Source organism: Fibrella aquatilis, from assembly GCF_017353255.1.
Lineage (GTDB): Bacteria > Bacteroidota > Bacteroidia > Cytophagales > Spirosomataceae > Fibrella > Fibrella aquatilis.
On sequence record NZ_JAFMYU010000010.1, the window covers coordinates 110,472 to 130,487 of the forward strand.

Sequence of the window (20,016 nt, forward strand, 5' to 3'; positions counted from 1 at the left end):
ATCATGGAAAAGATGACCGTTACTAACTTATTTAATATGTCCTTTGGGAAAACTTTCTTTGTGGGCGTTATTGAGGGAAGTTCTACCTTTATCAAAAAAGGCAAGTGGAAATTGTTGGTGAATAATAATTTAGTTGACGAAATAGAGATTGAGGGAGAACAGATACCTATTAGAAAGAATGCTCAAACCGAAGAGAGAGTATTAGCTTCCACGAAAATTTTTGACAAGTCGCTTGTTCGTATTGGTATTGACAAAATTGTTCTTGAGAAAATTCAGAATTTAGATTGAGTTAAGTAATCATTCACCAGCCTGGTCATCTCCCCCCAGCGGGTGGCCGTGGGGGCGGTGATGCATGATAACACCGGGCGGCGTTCCGCTGGCCGGTAGAAAGTCACGGGGCGGGCATCACCCACACGCCCCCTACCCCGCCCAAAGAGCCCAGCGCCCTGAGCGAAGGCCTGCACACGCTGCTCGATGCAGCGGGTGTGATTCCTGGTCTTGGTATAGTACCTGATCTGATCAATGCAGCGATCTATGCTGCCGAGGGTGATTTTTCCAATGCAGCCTTAAGTGGTTTTGCTGCTGTTCCGCTGGTGGGTGATGTAGCGAGCGTGGCTAAGCTGGGTAAACGTGCCTTGAAAGTGCTCTCCTTCAAGCGAGTGCAACAACTCAAAAAGTTTGGGAAGTTGGACTTGATGGAAGTAGGCAACAAATGGGCGGGTAAATTGCAACGGGGCAGTACCGGCTTCTTGGGTAGTCCGCGCTTAAACCGTCGTCAGCTTCAGGCATTTAAGAAGCAGGCTAAAGCGTTGGGCGCTGAGCTGGAGGTGGTAAGAGACAAGGCAATGCTACGAATGATGGACGCTGCTAATGCTCAAGCTGGCTTTCAGGCGCACATAAACAAATTGTTTGTGCGCAAAGGAGCTACTGCTTATGAGGTCACTCATGAGCTAACTCATGCCAAACATTGCGCAGAGCTTGGCAAAGATGCTTATGGAAAATTAAATAGATTAGAAAAAGAAACTCATGTTTTCGAACAATTGATGAAGCACAAAGAAAAATTAACAAAACGTGAGATTGAACACGCTACGGATTACATAAATGATATTCGTAGCAAACTGGGCCTTGAACAAGTTACTAAACTATAGCCATGCCACAATTAACAGAACAGGATGCCATCAAAATGGCAGCACATGCTCTTCAAACTCACGAAATGGGATTCGACCCATTAGAAGGATTTCAAGCCAGATATGTGGAGAACAAACCACTTAGAGATGGTCAAATCGATTCTGTATGGATTGTATCATACGTCACCCCACCAAGCCTTTTCGACCAGCATGATCATTTCATGTATATCAGCGACTCTAAGGGTGAAATATTATACATAATGACACAAAGTGGCTACGTGGGGTGATAAAATCTATTACGGCCTAGTTTGATATATCATGTCTTTTCGGCGTATCTGGAAGTGGGGGGCAGCAGGTATCCGCTGACCTATTACGACCTCTTCATCCACCAGCAGACTGACGCCCTGGGCCGCCCCGCCTCGCTCACCCAGGGGGGCACCATCACTGTTGAGCTACATTCGCCGCCCCAGACCGACACAGTGCTCACCGACTGGATGCTCTCGCCCACGAGGCAGCACGACGGCTTTGTGCACCTCTACCGCGAAGACACCAAAGCCAAGCTCAAGACCACCGCGGCGGCGGACCGCTCCTTCTTCAACGCCTACTGCGTGGATATGGGGGTGCATTTCTCGGCCACGGGCAGCGGCCCCCTGCTCACCAGCATTGTCATCTCCCCCCAGCGGGTGGCCGTCGGGGCGGTGGTGCATGACAACACCGGGCGGCGTTCCGCTGGCCGGTAGAGAGCCACGGGGCAGGCATCACCCACACGCCCCCTACCCTAGGTGTAGACCAGTTCGCGCTGTATTTCTTCGCTTCGACAGATATAGACATACTAGAAATGCGGCTCGGGCGAGGCGATGAAGTTCAGGTTTCTGGTGAAAAACTGATGATGTCGGGGTGCAGGTCAGTATCTACCTCATAGGTGATATCGCCCGCCCTTAACGCCTTTTCCAGGGGTCGCATCTCTTCGCCGTAGACGGTCATCAGCAACTGTTACCGACTCAAACCGCACCCGCCGTACCCACGCCTCATAGGCCAGTTTCAGCACCCGCTGCAAGCTTCCCGGCGACACGATGCCCGCCGGTAGGTTCATCTTATGGTGAAATAAATGACCAATGACAATCAACCAATCAACGCTATGTCTATCCGAATATTTATTGCTGACGACTATGCCGTGGTGCGCAAGGGCGTACCGAGACTGCTGGAAGATGCCGTTGACCTGAAATTCGATTTGTATTCAAATAGTTACACAAAAAATTTAATAACTCCAAAAATTAGGTAAGTATGGGAAAGTAGTAGGGTAGTAGCTGGTAATCTTTGGGCCATGATGGTGAGAAGCCTCACCATTTTATACTCAACCCCAAACCAGAACAGCAACGCCATGGAAAAGCTCTGCCAGTTTGTAGTACTCTGTTTGGTAGCCAGTTGCTTCACAAGTTTTACTCAGCATCCTAACCCGAATTTATCGCCTGACAATTTACCTCTTCCCGACCGGCCACTCGCGCTGATCACCCCAAAAGCAGCCCTGCCCCGCCCCACCACCGCCGCCGATATCCCCGTGACGGGCAAAGTAACCGACGAAAAAGGCAGCGGCCTGCCCGGCGTAAGCGTCATCGTGAAAGGCTCGACCCAGGGCACCACCACCGACGGCGACGGCAATTTCCGGATCACGGCCCCCAACGCCACGGCCACGCTCGTGTTCAGTTTTGTAGGTTACCGCCGCCAGGAAGTGGTAGTAGGTACCCAGACCACCCTCACCATCACGCTCGACCCCGATGACCAGTCGCTAAACGAAATTGTGGTAGTAGGCTACGGCAGCCAGCTCAAGAAGGAAGTAACAGGCGCTGTGCAAACCGTTAGTGCGCAGGAGATCAGAGACGTACCGGTGTCGCAGATTGGCCAGAAACTGCAGGGGCGGCTGGCGGGCGTGCAGATCAACCAGACCACCGGCAAACCCGGTCAGGGCATCTCCATCCGCATCCGGGGGCAGGTGTCGGTGTCGGCCGGTAGCGACCCGCTCTATGTGGTCGACGGCTTCCCGATCACGGGCAACATTGCCCAGTTGAACCCCGACGAAATTGACGACCTCTCGATCCTGAAAGATGCAGCCTCTACCTCGCTCTATGGGTCGCGGGCGGCCAACGGCGTGGTCCTCATCACGACCAAAAAGGGTAAGCCCGGCCAGACCAACGTTGGCTTCACGGCCTACGCGGGCATCCAGGAGGTGCCGCAACGGGGCCGCGTGAAGATGCTGAACGCGGTGGAATTTGCCCAGTTCAAGAAAGAATATTACGAAGATCAGGGTCGGCCCGTGCCGACCGAGTTCCAGAACCCGGCGCAGTATGAAGGCAAAAACAACGACTGGTACGGTGCCCTGTTGCGTACGGCCCCTATTCAGAGCTACAACCTGAGCATTTCGTCGAACAAAGAGCGGTCCAACACCTCGCTCGTGGCGGGCGTATTCAACCAGGACGGCGTGGTGCTCAACAACACCTACAAGCGCTATTCGTTGCGGATGAACTCGAACTACCTGATCTCCGACAAGGTAGCCATTGGGTTCAACTTAGCTCCCTCCTATGTCTTCGACAACACTCCGCGCACCGACGGCGACCGGGGTACGGGCATTTTGTTCAACGCCCTGCACACCTGGCCCGTCATGCCCATCTATGATGCCAACGGCGAGCTGACGAAGTTCAACCAGTTTCCGGGCAGCACGGGTAACATCTTCGCCTACCCCAACTGGGTGCGGGCCGCCAACGAGCTGATCAATGAAACGCGCAACACCAACCTGCTTTCCAACGCCTACATCCAGTATAAACCCATCAACGGGCTGACGCTCCGGTCAACAATCAACGTGGAGTACCTGAACTCGAAGTTCTTTTTCTTCAACCCCTCTACGGCCACCAACTTCATCAACGTGCCCATTCCAACCACCGCCGTGTCGATCCGGCAGAGTCTGGAAAACGTGTCGTGGCTGAACGAGAACCTGGCTACGTATACCCGTAGCGTTGGCGACCATAACTTCGAGCTGCTGGCGGGGTTTACCAACCAGAGTTTCCGGCAGGAGTTCACGCGCCTCCAGGGCGACACCTACGCCGACGACCGGCTGCCCACTATTCAGGGGGCGCTGAACATCAACCGGGGCGGCACCTTCAATGGCATCAACCAGTGGGCGCTCACTTCGCTGCTCTCTCGTCTAACCTACAACTATAAGGGCAAATACCTCTTCACGGCGGCCATCCGGCGCGACGGGTCGAGCCGGTTTGGGGCCAACAACCGCTACGGTACGTTCCCCTCGGCCTCGGTGGGCTGGGTGGTGTCTGACGAGACGTTTCTTGATAAATTCAGGAGCATTTCGTTTGCCAAAGTTCGGGCCAGCTACGGGGTCATCGGCAACAACAACATCGGCAATTACACCCAGTATGCCCTGGTTAACAACACCGTCAACGCCGTTTTTGGTAACAACGTAGCCACGGGCGCAGTGGTTACCTCATTGGCCAACAGCAACTTAGGTTGGGAAACCACCAAGCAGTTCGACGTGGGGCTGGACCTGGGTTTGTTCAATGACCGGGTGCAGTTCATCTACGATTTCTACACCAAGCGTACCACCAACCTGCTCTACAGTGTGCAGGTGCCGCAGGAGTCGGGCTTCAGCAATTTCAACGATAACATTGGTGAAATCCGGTTCTGGGGGCACGAGTTTTCGCTCACCACCCGCAACACCGTGGGGCGGCTGAAGTGGACAACCAACGCCAACATCTCGTTTAACCGCAACATCGTGGAATCGCTCGCGCCGGGTATCGACCGGGTCTATGGGTCGTTTCATATTACGCAGGTGGGGCAGCCGTTCGGGCAGTTCTACGGGCTGGTGAAACAGGGCTATTACCAAAGCGCCGAAGACCTCAAAAACTCGCCCATCATTCCGGGACGGTCGGCCGTGGGGACCATTAAGCTCAAAGACGTCAACGGCGACGGGGTAATCACCAACGGCGGCGACAACGACGACCGCACCATCATTGGCTCGCCCTTTCCGAAGTTCACCTACGGCATCACCAACACCCTGAACTACGACAAGTTCGACTTTTCGGTGACGGGGTCAGGCTCCTACGGCAATCAGCTCTGGGTGAGGCACTTATACAGCACCGCTAACCTCGATGCGGTGTTTAACATGGTGGCGGGGGTGAAAGATCGCTTCCGCGTGGGTGCCGACGGCCGGGTGATTACGCCCGGTGCTGGTCAGTTTGGCGTCACCAACGGTGGCGGCAACTACACGGGCATTGAGCGCGACTGGAACAGCACGCAATTCCTGGCCGACGCCTCGTATTTTACCATCAAAAACGTGACTCTCGGCTACACGTTCGGCGCGGTGAACCGACTGTTCAAGACGGCCCGACTCTATGCCTCAGTGCAGCAACTGTATGTTTTCACGAAATACACCGGCGGTCCCAACCCCGAAACCAGCGCACAAGGCGACGGCAACGGCGACGGCGGCAACCTGAGTCAGGGCGTCGACCTGTCGAACTACCCTGTTCCCCGCACCTATACGCTGGGCGTGAATCTTAACTTTTAGTGTAAAGTCTACATCCATGAAAAATAAACTCATTCTCACCTGTCTGCTGGGCGTGGTCCTGGCTGGGTGCAAGGATTTCCTGACCGTGGCTCCCGAGACGAACTTAAGCTCAGCCAATTTTTTCACTAAAGAGGCCGACTTCCAGCAGGCGGTCAACGGGGCTTATGTACCCCTGCGCACGATCTTCAACGAACGGGCCTGGGCGCTGGGTGAAATGCACTCCGACAATACGTACTACGCCCGCAACATCCTTTTCGGCGCGGTAGACCCCACGGAAAACATCGCCGACTTTGCCATTCCGGTGGCCAACGGCGTGACGGCAAACGACTTTGTGTTACAGCAGTTTCGGCTTGATTATCAGATCATTGCCCGCGCTAATCAGGTGTTGGCGCTCATTGACAAAGTCGATTTCAACGCCGATTCAAAAGCCAATCTGAAAGGGCAGGCCTTGTTTTTACGAGCGTTTGCCTACTTCGAACTAGGCCGTTATTTTGGCAAAGTGCCCCTGCACCTGGTACCCGTTACGAGCCGCGAAGATGCGCCTCTGCCGCTATCGACGGTCGATCAAGTGTATGCGCAGATCATCAAGGACGCGGGCGATGCCGCCAAGCTGTTGCCTAACAAAGCCAAACAGGAGGCCGGGCGCGTAACGTCGGGTACGGCCAAGGTGATGCTGGCCAACGCCTATATTGTGCAGAAGAAATGGGCCGAAGCCGAAGCATTGCTCAAAGACGTGGTGACCAACGACGGCTACGCACTCATGCCCGACTACAACGACGCTTTTTCGACCACGTCGGGCAACAAAAACAACCAGGAGTCGGTTTTCGAGATTCAATACCTGGAAGGGTCGGCGGGCTATAACGGCAACTTCATCTACCGGGTGGTGCCCACGCCCATCACCGCTGCCGAGTTGCAGCCCATCACGGGCACTTCGAACCCGCAGTCTATTTCGGGCGAAAACAACAACATTCCCACGCCCGACATCATTGCCGCCTACGAAGCGGGCGACAAGCGCAAAGACATCTCTGTTGGCTACGTAACGCTGAGTCAGAGCGCCCGCGAAGACAAGGTGTATCCCTACATTAAGAAATTTGCCAAGCCCCACGCGCAGCACAACAACACAGGCAACAACTGGCCGGTGTATCGCCATGCCGAGACGCTGCTCTTCCTGGCCGAGGTGCTGAACGAACAGGGAAAATCGGCCGAAGCGGTGCCTTATCTGAATCAGGTTCGTGCCCGCGCGGGGCTGGCCGCCACCAAAGCCACGTCACAAACCGACTTACGGACAGCCATTTATCAGGAGAGACGCGTAGAACTTGCCTTTGAGAATAAACGCTGGTTCGATCTGGTCAGAACGGGGCGGGTGCAGGAAGTGATTACGGCCTATGGTAACCGGGTAAAAGCCAATCCGCAGGCCTATTATTTCCCGAAAGGAGCCGTGCCACCACCCAACGCGTTCACCAACCTCGACCTGTTTTATGCCCTTCCCGCCGTGGAATCGGCGTTAAGTCCGTTTTTTTAGATTTTACTTCGGCGTAGCCCCCCGCCCTAAAGGGGGCCTTGCTTGCGCCAGCGCACCTCCGGCATCAGCAATGCGCTGACGCAAGCAAGGCCCCCTTCAGGACGGGGGGCTACGCCGAAGCGACTCAAAACTCTAAACTGAAAACCGCCCAACAACTTATGCGCTCAACACGTAAAAAAGTCAAACTCGGTATTGCCCTTTTGGCACTCCTGATCATCGGCACCTCCTGGGTCACGCTGCAAAACCAGGCAGGCCCGGACGACCCCAAACTCGACAAGCTGAAGGTGCTGCCGGGCTACAAAGCCGAGCATATCTACAGTCCATCTGACAACAAAGAGGGGTCGTGGGTGGCCATGACCTTCGACGACAAAGGCCGGATGATTACCTCCGATCAGTACGGCTTTTTGTATCGGCTCACCATTCCCCCGGCAGGGTCAGGGCAGCAGAAGCCCACCGTCGAGAAGCTGGCGATTAGTTTAAAGTCGCCATCCGACACCAGCAAAACCAAGCTGGGTATGGGCTATGCACAGGGGCTGCTCTGGGCGTTCAACAGCCTGTACGTAATGGTGAATCACAACAAAGACACCACCTTCTCGAAGGGCAGTGGCCTTTACCGCTTGCAGGATACCAACGGCGACGATGAGTTGGACAAAATCACGCTGCTGAAATCGCTGAAGGGTGAAGGCGAACACGGTCCCCACAGCATGGTGCTCTCGCCCGACAAGCAGTCGATCTACCTCATGTGCGGCAACTTCACCGACGTACCTAAACTGGATGCCTACCGCTTGCCGCCCGTTTGGCAGGAAGACAACCTGTTTCCGGCCATTCGCGACCCGCGTGGCCACGCTGTAGACCGCATGGCTCCCGGCGGCTGGCTGGCCAAGATCGATCCTGAAGGCAAGACCTGGGAGTTTATGGGCGGCGGCTTCCGCAACACCTTCGATTTCGCCTTCAACGACGCGGGCGATATTTTCGGGTACGACTCAGATATGGAGTGGGATTTTGGCCTGCCCTGGTATAAGCCCACGCGCATTTGCCACATCACGAGCGGGGCCGAATTTGGCTGGCGCACCTCGGCCTCCAACTGGTCGCCGAGCTTTGCCGACTGCCTGCCTGCGGTGCTGAATATGGGGCAGGGATCACCCACGGGCGTTTTTGCGGGTCGCGGATCGCGGTTTCCGGCCAAATATCAGAAAGCCATTTTCGCGTTCGACTGGAGCTTCGGCATTGTATACGCCGTGCACTTACAGCCCAAAGGATCGACCTACAGCGCCACTGCCGAAGAGTTCATCTCCGGCTCGCCGCTGCCCCTCACCGACGGACTCATTGGCCCTGACGGGGCTATGTATTTTCTGACGGGTGGTCGCCGGTTAGGGTCTGATCTATACCGGATTACCTACGTGGGCAATGAGACTACAATATCCGCCACGCCTAATCCCAGACTTACGGCCGAACACCAGATCCGAACGAAGCTGGAGACCTATCACGGTGCCCCAATGGCCGGGGCCGTGGAAGCAGCCTGGCCCCACCTGAACCACCCCGACCGGTTTGTGCGCTACGCCGCCCGGCTGGCCGTTGAGCATCAGCCGGTGGCGCAATGGCAGGCCAAAGCACTCGCCGAAACCGACCCCGTGCGGCTCACGCAGGCCATGTTTGCCCTGGCCCACCAGAGCAAGATCACATCGACTACGGCTGTAGAGGCCCCCGCCCTGCGCACCGCCATGCTCACGCCCCTGCTCAACGTGAAACTCGACCCACTTTCGGAAGAAGGGCAGCTGGGCGTACTGCGGGCCATAGAGGTGGTCTTTGCGCGAACGGGAGTACCCACCGGTGCCGAACGTGAACGGGCCATTGCGGTACTAAACCCGCGCTATCCTGCCAAAACGGCCACACTGAACCGCTTTTATAGCAAACTGCTGATTTCGCTGGAAGCACCGGGCGTGATCGAGAAAACGTTGCCCCTGCTGGCCCTCAAAAACGAAGACGGCACCGGCCCCATTGGTGGCGAAACCGTGACGGCCTCCAGCGACCTGATTCTGCGCAACCCGCAGTACGGGCTGGATATTGCCGAGATGCTGAAGAAAATGCCCCCCGCCCAGCAGACCTACTATGCCGTGATGCTGAGCAGCCAGAAAACGGGCTGGACCCCCGCCCTGCGCGATCAGTACTTCGCCTGGTTCGCCAACGCGTTCAGCTACAAGGGTGGTCGCAGCTACGTGGGCTTCATCGACAAAGCCCGAAAACTGGCCCTGGCCAACGTGCCCAAAGAGCAATTCGACAAATACAACAAACTGTCGGGTGCCGATCTGCTGGCTAAATCTGGGAATGATCTGGCTACCGACTATGTACCCAAAGGCCCATACAAAAACTGGAAACTCGACACCGCCCTGGCCGTGGTGGATAGCGGGTTGGTGGCCAGCAATTTCGACCGGGGGCGGAAGATCTATTCGGCGGTGCTGTGCAGCCGGTGCCATGCCATGCGCGGCGAAGGCGGCGACATTGGCCCAGACCTGACGCAGCTGGGCACCCGTTTCTCAAATCGCGACATCCTGGAAGCGATCATGATGCCCAACAAAACCATCTCCGATCAATACGCGTCGAGCGTTTTTATCCTGAAAAATGGGCAGTCGGTGCTGGGTCGGCTCACGAACGAGGACAAGGGCAGCTACTACATTTCGCAGAACCCCTTCGCCCCGGAAGAAATTCGCAAAATCGCGAAGAAAACGGTGGTATCGAAAAAGGTATCTACTGAATCGATCATGCTGCCAGGTTTAATCAACAGCCTGGGCAACAGTGAGTTGAAAGACCTGATTGCCTACCTAAAATCGGGTGGTAACCCCAACGCTGACGTGTACAAAGCAGGTGATAGCGGGAAAGGGAAATGAGTGGCGTCGGCGTAACCCCCCGCCCTAAGGGGGGCCTGCTAGCGCAAGTGGCTGACGCACTGCAAATTATAAATCACTACCCCTAATGCACATAAAAACACTGAACCCTTCCCCTCTTTGGGCACTCGTCCTACTCCTGCTTACTATCCCCGGCTTTTCGCAGAAAAGATCCAGCAGAAAAGACGGCTTTGTCCAAATTTTCGACGGGAAGACACTGAAGGGTTGGGACGGTGATCCGACGTATTGGCGGGTAGAAAACGGGGCGCTGGTGGGCGAGATCACGCCGACGACGTTGTTGAAAACCAACTCGTTTATTATCTGGCGCGGCGGTGAACCGGCTGATTTTGAGTTCAAAGGTGAATTCAACATCACCGCCAATGGCAACTCCGGTATCAACTACCGCAGCGACCAACTGCCCGACCCACCCTTCGCTCTGCGTGGCTATCAGGCCGATATCGACGGGCAGAATCGCTACACGGGTCAGAACTACGAAGAGCGCCGCCGGACCACACTGGCCTATCGCGGGCAGAAAACCACGATTGCGCCTTTTACCGGCGCCGATACGCCCGAAGCCGTGCGCGCAGGTGTGAAAAACAACGCCTGGACCGGCCTCAACGTTACCGGATCGCTCGGCAGTTCTGATTCGCTGAAGACGCTCATAAAACCCGAAAACTGGAATACGTTCCGGTTGGTGATTAAGGGCAACCACCTCCAACACTACATCAACGACCTGCTCATGAGCGACGTCACCGACGACGATACCGTCAACGGCCGCCGCAAAGGCCTGCTCGGCGTACAGGTCCACGTCGGCCCACCCATGAAAGTGCAGTATCGGAATTTAATGTTGAAAACGTTACCCCACCCCTGACCCCTCCCCGTTAGGGGTGGGGTGTATCCCCCCTTCCATGAATCCCTGGACAAACAAAATAAGCCACCACGCGCAGTTGGGCGGTATTGAAACGGCGGTGCTGGACAATGGTGCGGGGCGAGGGGTGCGCGTGGCCTGGATCAATACCGGTACAGGATTACGGTATAAGGTGGTCCTGGACCGGGCGATGGACATTGCCGAGGCGTTTTACAATGAGCATAGCCTGGCGTGGCTGAGCCATTCGGGCGTTACACCGCCGCAACCGTTTACGGATCGTGGGCTGCAATGGCTCCGCACCTTTGGCGGTGGGCTGCTGGTAACGTGTGGCCTCTCGCACGTGGGTGGTCCCGAAGAAGATGCCTACGGGCAGCGCGGTTTGCACGGCCTCATCAGCAACATCCCCGCCGAAATTGAGTCGATCATCCAGCCTGACCCGGTGGCGGGCAAGCCCGATTTCAGTATCACGGGGTTTATGCGCGAGACCACCGTGTTCGGCCCTAGCCTCGAACTGCGCCGCACCATTTCGGGCACGCTGGGGCAGGCTCAGATACGTATTCACGACGAGGTAACGAACCGGGCCAACACCCCCGCGCCGCACATGCTGCTCTACCACCTCAACTTCGGCTGGCCGCTGGTAGACGAGGGCACCAAACTGCTTTGGGAAGGTAGCTGGCACGCCCGCGAAGGAGGCATCAACGCCGACACATTCAACGATGAGAACGACTTTAAAACCTGCCCTGCGCCCCTGGAAAGTCACTCAGGCACGAGTGAGGCCGTCGCCATCATTGACCCCATTGCCAATAATACGGGTCATTGCCGAGCGGGTTTGCACAACTCGATGCTGGGCCTGACGGTGTCGATTTCGTTCCAGAAAGCGCAGTTGCCGTGGCTTATCAACTGGCAGCATTGGGGCCGGGGCGAGTACGTAACAGCTCTCGAACCCAGCACGCATCCACTGATTGGCCAAGCCCAGGCGCGGGAAAACAAGACGCTTATTTTTATTGAACCAGGCACCAGTAAAACGTATGATTTGGTGATAGATGTAATGCAGTAAGCCTCAGCCGGGTAAACCCTTCAACTATGGAAACAACAACACAAACCCTTGCCCACAAAGCCCTTGAACAGGGACAGGGCATTCTCCGATTAGCCCCTACGTGGGTGCCCCGTTCGTTTTGCGTACCCGGTCGGCGCATCAAGCTGCACCCGGATGATTATTATGTGCTTGGCGGCATTCGCGGCGGCATTGATGAACGCTGGCTATCCTCGACGACACCCGCGAAAAACGGACCGCTGACGGGCGAAAATGAAGGTCTGAGCATGGTCGTTTTCGGCGAAAATGGGCAGGAAACGCAGTTTTTGCTTAAAGACGCTATCGACGAGCTTCAGGGTGACCTCATCGGCGACCGGCTCTGGAATGAGCACAAAAGCTGGCCCATGTATTCGAAGTTTTTCGATAATATGGGGCCGCTGCCGCACCACCTCCACCACAACGACGAGCAGGCTGCGCTAATTGGGCAACTGGGCAAACCGGAGGCGTATTATTTCCCGCCGCAACTCAACAACCACGGCGGCGACTTCCCCTACACCTTTATCGGCATTGCCCCCGGCACCACCAAAGAGCAGATCAAAGAGTGCCTGATGAACTTCACCAAGGGCGACAATAAGATTACCAACTATTCGATGGCCTACCGCCTCGAACCCGGCACGGGCTGGGACGTGCCCCCCGGCCTGCTCCACGCGCCGGGTAGCCTGTGTACCTACGAGCCGCAAAAAGCGTCGGACGTGTTTGCCATGTACCAGTCGCTTGTCAATGAGGCCATTGTGCCCGAAGAACTGCTCTGGAATGGCACACCCCAGGACCGCATCGGCGATTACGACCTGCTCATGGAAGCCATCGACTGGGACCTGAACGTAGACCCCCACATGATGGCCAACCGCTATATGGTACCCAAACCGGTGCATGACCAAGCCGACATGGAAGCCGCCGGGTACGTCGAAAACTGGGTGTGCTACCTCTCCAACGACTTCAGCGCCAAGGAGTTGACTGTGATGCCGGGGCAGACCGTGACCATCAAAGACAGCGCCGCCTACGGCCTGATCGTGATGCAGGGCCACGGCAAAATGGGCGTCTGGGACATTGAAACCCCCGCCCTAATCCGCTACGGCCAACTCACCAACGACGAGTTTTTCGTGAGCGAAAAAGCGGCCATGGCGGGCGTCGTGATCACCAACCCCTCCAATACCGACCCTATCGTGATGCTCAAACATTTCGGACCCAACAACCCAGATTTAAAAGCGTAGAGGAAAGAGCTAAGAGCAGAGAGGTGCAGGCCAAAAGTAAAAGCACACGTAGCGCTTGCTCTCTGCCCTTAGCCCTCTGCTCTTAGCTCTATGCTCTTTGCTCCTTACTACTATGAACAATTATCCTAAACTACACAACGCCACCTGGCCCGGCCTGGTGGGCAAAGGTCCTGATTCTGAGCCACCTATCTCGTTTGATGATATGTTGAAAATGACCGCGTCGGCGGACGTTGACGGGGCCAAATTCGATGGTGTCGATCTAGGTTTGATGGACCCGCACATCAGCATCGACGGGTCAGACGATGACATCAAACGGTTGGCCGACAAGGTATCGGGCTATGGTCTGGAAATCGGTTCGCTGGTGGCACCCATTTGGGGAAACCCCGCCATGGGTACAGCAGCCGAGCGGGCGCAGTTTGTAGAGATGGTGCGTAAAGCCTGCCATTTCGGGCAACGGCTGCGCGAGTTGGGCGTTCGCCCGGGCGGCGTGGTCAGGATCGACTCGTCCAGCTCGCCGCAGGACTGGGATGCCGACCCGGCCGGTAACACCAAGCTCATTGCCCAGACCTTCCGCGAAGCCTGCGACGTGGCGGCCGATTACGGCGAAAAGCTGGCCGCCGAGGGTGAAATCTGCTGGGGTGGCATGCAAAGCTGGCGCACCATGATCGACACCCTCGAAGCCGTTGACCGCCCGAACATGGGTTTCCAGGCCGACATGTCACACACGCTCCTCTACACCATGGGCTACAACCGCGAACAGGACCGGATTCTGCCCGAAAATTACGACTGGCAGGACCGCGCCGTGCTGACTGATGCGCTCAAAACCCTCACCGCCGCCCTACGCCCCTGGACGATTGATTTTCACGTCGCTCAGAACGATGGTACCGTCTTCGGCTCTGGTTCGCATGACAAAACAGGGCGGCACTGTCAGGCGCTCGACCCCAACGGAAAACTCGACGTGGCCAACGACGCGGGTTACTGGCTCCGCGACGAAAACGGGGTACTCACCAAGGCCTTCCGACACATCTGCTGGGACGGCTGCATGTTTCCCAACGCCGTCATGACCAATCCCCAAACCTGGAACGACATCCTCGCCACCATGCTCAAAGTCAGGGATTTGCATGGGTGGAGGGAATAAAAATTAGTCATTTGCTGCGCTGTCATTCGGTGGTTCTACAAATGACCGTTGAATGACAGCGTAGCAAATGACCACAGAATGACGCGCAGCAAATGACCCTTGACTACCATATCTATGAAAAAACCAATTCGCATCGGAATGATTGGCACCGGCCTGATGGGGCGGATTCATTCCAACGGCTATAATCAGGTGCCGCATTTTTTTCCTGAACAGGACCACACACCCGTGTTGCAGGTGGTGTGTTCGCGCAACGAGGCGGGCGTAAAAGCCTTTGCCGAACAGTGGGGCTACGCCGCCTACGAAACCGACTGGCGGGCGGTCATTGCCCGCGACGACGTTGACGCCATCGACATCTGCACGCCCAACGACACCCACGCCGAAATCGCCATCGCAGCGGCGGAAGCGGGCAAGATGATCTTGTGCGAAAAACCCCTTGCTCGTACTGTAGCCGAGGGCATGCGCATGGTCGAGGCGGTGGAAAGAGCAGGCGTGGCCAACACCGTCTGGTATAACTATCGCCGTGTGCCCGCAGTAACGCTGGCGAAGCAAATCGTCGATTCGGGCAAGCTGGGCAAGATTTTTCACTACCGGGCCAACTTTTTGCAAGATTGGACTATCAACGCCGACCTTCCGCAGGGTGGAACCGCCCTCTGGCGCCTCGACGCCGACGCGGCCGGTTCGGGCGTGACGGGCGATCTGCTGGCGCACTGCATCGACACGGCGATGTGGCTGAATGGCAGCATCGTAGACGTGTCGGCTATGACGGAAACGTTTGTGAAAGAGCGGATGCATCAACTCACCGGCAAAGTGCAGCCCGTAGGAATCGACGATGCCTGTCTGTTCCATTGCCACTTCGAGAACGGGTCGCTCGGCTTGTTCGAGGCCACTCGTTACGCCCGTGGGCACAAGGCACTCTACACGTTTGAAATCAACGGCGAACACGCGTCTATCCGCTGGGATCTGCACGACATGAACCGGATGGAGTATTTCGACCACAGCGATGAGTCGACGGTGCGCGGGTGGCGGTCGATCCTGGTGACCGACGGCGATCAGCCCTACATGAACCGCTGGTGGATTCCGGGCACGAGCATTGGCTACGAACACACATTTACGCATCAGGTAGCCGATTTTATGAAGAGTCTGGACAACGGCACCCCCTGCGCCCCCACCTTCCGCGATGCGCTGGAGACCCAAAAAGTCTGCGAAGCCGTGCTGGAGTCGGCCCGGTCACGTAGCTGGCAAGACACCGGCGTTACGGCGATGGGCGGGTAAACGTGAGGATATACTACGTTTGTATATAGTAGACTGTAGCGATAAAAAACAGTAAACACCACTTCACATAGATGATCACAAACCGCCGTTTTTTTCTGCAAACCTTGGCTGCTGCCGCTGTGATGGGTAGTACGTCAGTGCCATCAATAGCACAAATCGCCAAAAAACCACTGGTAGTGTTCGTCACCGGCGACCACGAATACAGCGGCGAACTGACCCTGCCCCTGATTGCTGCCGAGTTGGAAAAAAACTACGGCGTCAGAACGAAGGTGCTAAAAACGGTGCCCGACTATAACGGTGAAAAAGACCTGCCCGGACTGGAAGCCCTGCGCGACGCCGACCTGGCCGTTTTCTTTCTACGCTGGCGACAATTACCTCAGGATCAACTCGATTATATCGACGCCTATTTGAAATCGGGGAAGCCGGTGATGGGGTTCCGCACCACCACCCACGCGTTTAATTACCCCCCCGGCGACCCGCGTGTGCGATGGAATTCGTTTGGTGAGTTTGCCTTTGGTGCGCCGCCGGGTTGGGGCGGCAAGGCGCAACATACGCACTACGGCCACCAAAGTAGCACCGATGTGACGGTCATTTCCGAAGCGGCCAAAAACCCCATTCTCACAGGCGTTACGCCGTTTCATGCGGCCTCGTGGCTCTACCGCGTCCTGCCCGACTACCCCGCCAAAGGGGCCGTACCCTTACTGATGGGCAAATCGGTGAATCCTGACAAGGCGGCAATTGACAACCCCGTGGCCTGGACCTGGCAAAATGAATGGGGCGGCAAGACGTTCCTGACCACCTTAGGGCACCCCGAAGACTTCCGCCAAGAATCGTTTCAACGGCTTGTCATCAACGCCATCCACGCCGAATTGGGTACGCCCGTTCCGAAGAAATGGAAAGGCAAAATCGACATTAATGTACCGTATGGGCATCCGAAATGAAGAAAGTTTGCTGTTGTCTGTTTACTGTTGGCTTCGCGCTATGTGCTGTCAGGTTAGGAACCTGACGGAAGCCGGGTCGGAATGCCGCACCACCCCCGACCCGGTGTAGAATGATGAGCAGAATAAATACATCGGGTCGGGGGTGGTGCGGCATTCCGACCCGGCTTCCGTCAGGTTCCTAACCTGACAGCACGACATGAAAAAGATATTAATCATTCGCTACCTTTTCGTAGCCACACTATTATTTATAGCAGCAACGGCTTTTCAACTGGCCGACACAACAACTATACCCATAAAAAAGGGTGAGCATATTGTGTTATTAGGCAATAATCTGGGGTCTCGAATGATGAATTATGATTATTTCGAAACCGAAATGCAGGTCCGTTACCCCGACAGTTTGCTCTACATCCGCAACATGTGCGACGGCGGCGATACGCCCGGTTTTCGGCCCAACGCCAACCGAAATCTGCCCTGGGCATTCCCTGGGGCCGAAAAATTCCAGACCGAATACGCCACCAACTCCAACAGCGAAGGTCACTTTGACACGCCCGACCAATGGCTGACGCACCTGAAAGCCGACGTAATTATTGCCTTTTTCGGGTATAACGAATCGTTCCAGGGTAAAGCCGGACTCGCTAATTATAAAGCCGAATTAACCGCGTTTGTTAAATGGACATTAGCGCAAAAATATAATGGCAGTACAGCGCCCAAATTAGTGCTGGTTTCACCCATTGCATTTGAAGATTTGTCTGCAACCTATGATTTGCCAAATGGACAGAAAGAGAACGAAAATCTTTTCCTGTACACGATGGCTATGCGCGAAGTAGCTGCGCAGAATAATATACTTTTTGTCGATGCATTTTCGCGGTCAAAGGGTTGGTATGCGGGTGGTGGGAAATCTCTTACTATTGACGGTTGTCAGCTCAACGAGGCCGGCTATGCCTTGTTTGGTAAGCTGTTAACCGACGAGATTTTTGGCAAAACACCCGCTAAAGCTGAGGCTAACCGGAAACTGGTGTACGATGCCGTTATGGAAAAAAACTGGATGTGGCACAACGACATCAAGGTGCCCAACGGCGTACACGTCTACGGGCGACGGTACAATCCGTTTGGCCCCGACAACTACCCCGCCGAAATCGAGAAAGTGCGCGAGATGACAGCCGTACGTGACACCGCTATCTGGCTGGCTAACCAGGGCAAAACTATGGATGTGGCTGCCGCCGACAAGCACACCCGGACGCTGCCGCCTGTGCAGACAAATTACAACCCCGACAAAAATGGGAGCCTCACCTACCTCAGCGGCGCCGAGGCCACGAGCAAGCTGAAAATGGCCCCCGGCTATAAAATCGAACTGTTTGCGTCGGAAGAGACGTTTCCCGACCTGGCGAAACCTATGCAGATGTCGTTCGACAATAAGGGTCGGCTGTGGGTGGCGGTGATGCCCAGTTACCCCCACTACCGCCCCGGCGACGCTAAACCAAACGACAAAATCCTGATCCTGGAAGACACCAACAACGACGGCAAGGCCGACAAACAGACCATTTTCGCGCAGGGGCTGCACTTGCCGCTGGGCTTTGAAATCGCCCCCGAAGGCGTCTATGTCTCGCAGGGAACTAACCTGAAACTGTTTACCGACACCAACGGCGACGACCGCGCCGACAAGAGCGTGATCCTGCTCAGCGGCTTCGACGACCACGACACACACCATAACAGCCATGCCTTCTGCGCCGACCCGTCCGGGGCCATTTATTCAGGCGAGGGCGTGTTCTTGCATACCAACGTCGAGACGCCATATGGCCCTGTCCGGGCTACCAACGGTGGTTTTTACCGTTACAGTCCCCAACTGCACAAGTTGGAACGCACCGCCCAACTCTCTATCCCGAACCCCTGGGGCATTGCGTTCGATGATTGGGGGCAGCCGTTTTTCGCCGAAACGTCCAGTCCCGACGTGCGCTGGATGCTGCCCGGCACGGTGCTGCCCCGCTACGGCGAGTTCACGCACAAGTCGGTGCAGTTGATTGAGAAAGACCATATGGTGCGGCCTACGTCGGGCCTCGAATTTGTGTCGAGCCGCCATTTTCCCGACGAGGTGCAGGGCGATTTCCTGATCAACAACACCATCGGTTTTCTGGGCACGAAAGAGCATACGTTGACCGACGACGGCACGGGCTACAAGAGCCATCACCGCGCGGACCTGGTGGTGAGCGACGACCGTAATTTTCGGCCTGTCGATATGGAGTTCGCACCCGACGGATCGCTGTATGTGATCGACTGGCACAACATCCTCATCGGCCACATGCAGCACAACGCCCGCGACCCCCTGCGCGACCATTCACACGGGCGCGTGTACCGGATTACGTACCCGGCACGGCCGCTGGTGAAGCCTGCTAACGTGGCCGGGGCTAGTATTGATGAACTGTTTGAGAACCTGAAACTACCCGAATATCGCACCCGCTACCGCACCCGCCGCGAACTTCGTGGCCGCCCGGCCAATGAGGTGCTGGCTAAGCTAACCACCTGGACGGCGGGGCTTGACAAGGCCGACTCGCGCTACGAGCATCACCTGCTGGAAGGCCTTTGGGTAAGCTGGGGCCTGAACAAAGTAGACCAGAATTTACTCCGTAAGCTACTGAAAGCCAACGACTATCACGCCCGCGCCGCCGCCGTAGAGGTGGTGCGGTACACGGGCCATCAAGTGCGTGATCAGGCTGAATTGCTTATGCAGGCCGCCCGCGACAACAACAGCCGGGTGCGGCTGATGGCCATTGTAGCGGCCTCGTGGATTGGCAAAGAAAAGGGCCTGCCCATCCTGGCCGAAGCCGCCAGAAAGCCGCTGGACGACTGGATGGTTCACGCCCACGAAACCGCCGTGGCGCACCTGAACAGCGTGGGGGTAAACAAGGTAAAAGACGATGTGGTGAAGACCAAGCTGAAGGGTGAGGCCCTCGCACTTTTCAACCAAGGCAGTCAGATTTACGCTAAAGAAGGCTACTGTACTACCTGCCACCAAACCGACGGTAAAGGGCTTTCGGCGTCGCAGTTTCCGCCGCTGGCGGGCACCAACTGGGTCACGGGTAGCGAAGACCGGCTGATTAAACTCGCCCTCAAAGGCCTGATGGGACCTATCGACGTAATGGGCAAATCATACCCCGGTCAGGTACCGATGACGCCCTTCGGTGGGCTGCTGAACGACACCGAGGTGGCCGCCGTGCTCACCTACGTCCGCAACTCGTTTGGCAATGAGGCCCCACCTATTTCCCCCGCCAAAGTAAAGCTTATCCGCGCCGCTATAGAGCGTAAGAAAGATTTTTACTCGCCCACAGCGTTGTTGAAAGAACACCCGATGGAAAAATAAGTGAGCAGTAGACAGTGCCTACTGCTACTTCTAATCC

16 protein-coding genes are annotated in these 20,016 nt (G+C 56.1%); 15 read left to right on the forward strand and 1 reads right to left on the reverse strand.

Annotated features, from left to right (window positions below):
* The first annotated feature begins 3 nt into the window (after window positions 1-3).
* From J2I48_RS13925 to J2I48_RS13990, 14 genes are all read left to right on the forward strand, one after another.
* Window positions 4-288 (forward strand): hypothetical protein, encoded by a 285-nt coding sequence (locus J2I48_RS13925; protein ID WP_207336075.1) that lies wholly within the window; start codon window positions 4-6, stop codon window positions 286-288.
* Between the two features lie 197 nt (window positions 289-485).
* A complete protein-coding gene (locus tag J2I48_RS13930) occupies window positions 486-1,148 on the forward strand; it encodes a zincin-like metallopeptidase toxin domain-containing protein (protein ID WP_207336076.1) in 663 nt (220 codons plus the stop codon).
* 2 nt (window positions 1,149-1,150) lie between these two features.
* The gene (locus tag J2I48_RS13935) at window positions 1,151-1,414 is read left to right on the forward strand and encodes a hypothetical protein (RefSeq protein WP_207336077.1); all 264 of its coding nucleotides are present in this window, start codon (window positions 1,151-1,153) and stop codon (window positions 1,412-1,414) included.
* Window positions 1,415-1,435: 21 nt separating this feature from the next.
* Window positions 1,436-1,867 (forward strand): type VI secretion system tube protein TssD, encoded by a 432-nt coding sequence (tssD, locus tag J2I48_RS13940; RefSeq protein ID WP_207336078.1) that lies wholly within the window; start codon window positions 1,436-1,438, stop codon window positions 1,865-1,867.
* Window positions 1,868-2,265: 398 nt separating this feature from the next.
* The gene (locus J2I48_RS13945; RefSeq protein ID WP_207336079.1) at window positions 2,266-2,409 is read left to right on the forward strand and encodes a hypothetical protein; all 144 of its coding nucleotides are present in this window, start codon (window positions 2,266-2,268) and stop codon (window positions 2,407-2,409) included.
* A gap of 99 nt (window positions 2,410-2,508) precedes the next feature.
* Window positions 2,509-5,697, forward strand: a complete 3,189-nt coding sequence (locus J2I48_RS13950) for a SusC/RagA family TonB-linked outer membrane protein (protein WP_207336080.1) — start codon at window positions 2,509-2,511, stop codon at window positions 5,695-5,697.
* A 16-nt stretch (window positions 5,698-5,713) separates the two neighbouring features.
* Complete coding sequence (locus J2I48_RS13955; RefSeq protein WP_207336081.1) at window positions 5,714-7,219, forward strand: RagB/SusD family nutrient uptake outer membrane protein; 1,506 nt, start codon at window positions 5,714-5,716, stop codon at window positions 7,217-7,219.
* Between the two features lie 158 nt (window positions 7,220-7,377).
* Window positions 7,378-10,104, forward strand: coding sequence for a c-type cytochrome (locus tag J2I48_RS13960; protein ID WP_207336082.1), 2,727 nt, complete (start codon window positions 7,378-7,380; stop codon window positions 10,102-10,104).
* A gap of 85 nt (window positions 10,105-10,189) precedes the next feature.
* Complete coding sequence (locus J2I48_RS13965) at window positions 10,190-10,972, forward strand: 3-keto-disaccharide hydrolase (RefSeq protein ID WP_207336083.1); 783 nt, start codon at window positions 10,190-10,192, stop codon at window positions 10,970-10,972.
* A gap of 37 nt (window positions 10,973-11,009) precedes the next feature.
* Complete coding sequence (locus tag J2I48_RS13970; protein ID WP_207336084.1) at window positions 11,010-12,026, forward strand: aldose 1-epimerase family protein; 1,017 nt, start codon at window positions 11,010-11,012, stop codon at window positions 12,024-12,026.
* 26 nt (window positions 12,027-12,052) lie between these two features.
* Window positions 12,053-13,273, forward strand: coding sequence for a cupin domain-containing protein (locus tag J2I48_RS13975; RefSeq protein ID WP_207336085.1), 1,221 nt, complete (start codon window positions 12,053-12,055; stop codon window positions 13,271-13,273).
* Window positions 13,274-13,385: 112 nt separating this feature from the next.
* Entirely contained in the window at window positions 13,386-14,411 is a 1,026-nt protein-coding gene (locus J2I48_RS13980; protein WP_207336086.1) for a sugar phosphate isomerase/epimerase family protein, read from the forward strand.
* Between the two features lie 108 nt (window positions 14,412-14,519).
* Window positions 14,520-15,683, forward strand: a complete 1,164-nt coding sequence (locus tag J2I48_RS13985) for a Gfo/Idh/MocA family protein (RefSeq protein ID WP_207336149.1) — start codon at window positions 14,520-14,522, stop codon at window positions 15,681-15,683.
* A 122-nt stretch (window positions 15,684-15,805) separates the two neighbouring features.
* A complete protein-coding gene (locus J2I48_RS13990; protein WP_374758161.1) occupies window positions 15,806-16,624 on the forward strand; it encodes a ThuA domain-containing protein in 819 nt (272 codons plus the stop codon).
* 48 nt (window positions 16,625-16,672) lie between these two features.
* On the opposite strand, the gene J2I48_RS13995 is transcribed toward J2I48_RS13990, so the two are convergent.
* Window positions 16,673-16,840 (reverse strand): hypothetical protein, encoded by a 168-nt coding sequence (locus J2I48_RS13995; protein WP_207336088.1) that lies wholly within the window; start codon window positions 16,838-16,840, stop codon window positions 16,673-16,675.
* Between J2I48_RS13995 and J2I48_RS14000 the strand changes: the two genes are divergently transcribed.
* Complete coding sequence (locus J2I48_RS14000) at window positions 16,821-19,979, forward strand: PVC-type heme-binding CxxCH protein (protein WP_207336089.1); 3,159 nt, start codon at window positions 16,821-16,823, stop codon at window positions 19,977-19,979. The two genes, J2I48_RS13995 and J2I48_RS14000, sit on opposite strands and share 20 nt — an antisense overlap.
* Window positions 19,980-20,016: the final 37 nt, after the last annotated feature.

Coding starts and splice junctions, on each gene's coding strand:
- J2I48_RS13955 (WP_207336081.1), top strand. CDS start 5,714: ATGAAAAATAAACTCATTCTCACCTGTCTGCTGGGCGTGGTCCTGGCT.
- J2I48_RS13980 (WP_207336086.1), top strand. CDS start 13,386: ATGAACAATTATCCTAAACTACACAACGCCACCTGGCCCGGCCTGGTG.
- J2I48_RS13990 (WP_374758161.1), top strand. CDS start 15,806: ATGGGTAGTACGTCAGTGCCATCAATAGCACAAATCGCCAAAAAACCA.
- J2I48_RS13970 (WP_207336084.1), top strand. CDS start 11,010: ATGAATCCCTGGACAAACAAAATAAGCCACCACGCGCAGTTGGGCGGT.
- J2I48_RS13945 (WP_207336079.1), top strand. CDS start 2,266: ATGTCTATCCGAATATTTATTGCTGACGACTATGCCGTGGTGCGCAAG.
- J2I48_RS14000 (WP_207336089.1), top strand. CDS start 16,821: ATGAAAAAGATATTAATCATTCGCTACCTTTTCGTAGCCACACTATTA.
- J2I48_RS13995 (WP_207336088.1), bottom strand. CDS start 16,840: ATGATTAATATCTTTTTCATGTCGTGCTGTCAGGTTAGGAACCTGACG.
- J2I48_RS13975 (WP_207336085.1), top strand. CDS start 12,053: ATGGAAACAACAACACAAACCCTTGCCCACAAAGCCCTTGAACAGGGA.
- J2I48_RS13965 (WP_207336083.1), top strand. CDS start 10,190: ATGCACATAAAAACACTGAACCCTTCCCCTCTTTGGGCACTCGTCCTA.
- J2I48_RS13925 (WP_207336075.1), top strand. CDS start 4: ATGGAAAAGATGACCGTTACTAACTTATTTAATATGTCCTTTGGGAAA.
- J2I48_RS13950 (WP_207336080.1), top strand. CDS start 2,509: ATGGAAAAGCTCTGCCAGTTTGTAGTACTCTGTTTGGTAGCCAGTTGC.
- J2I48_RS13935 (WP_207336077.1), top strand. CDS start 1,151: ATGCCACAATTAACAGAACAGGATGCCATCAAAATGGCAGCACATGCT.
- J2I48_RS13960 (WP_207336082.1), top strand. CDS start 7,378: ATGCGCTCAACACGTAAAAAAGTCAAACTCGGTATTGCCCTTTTGGCA.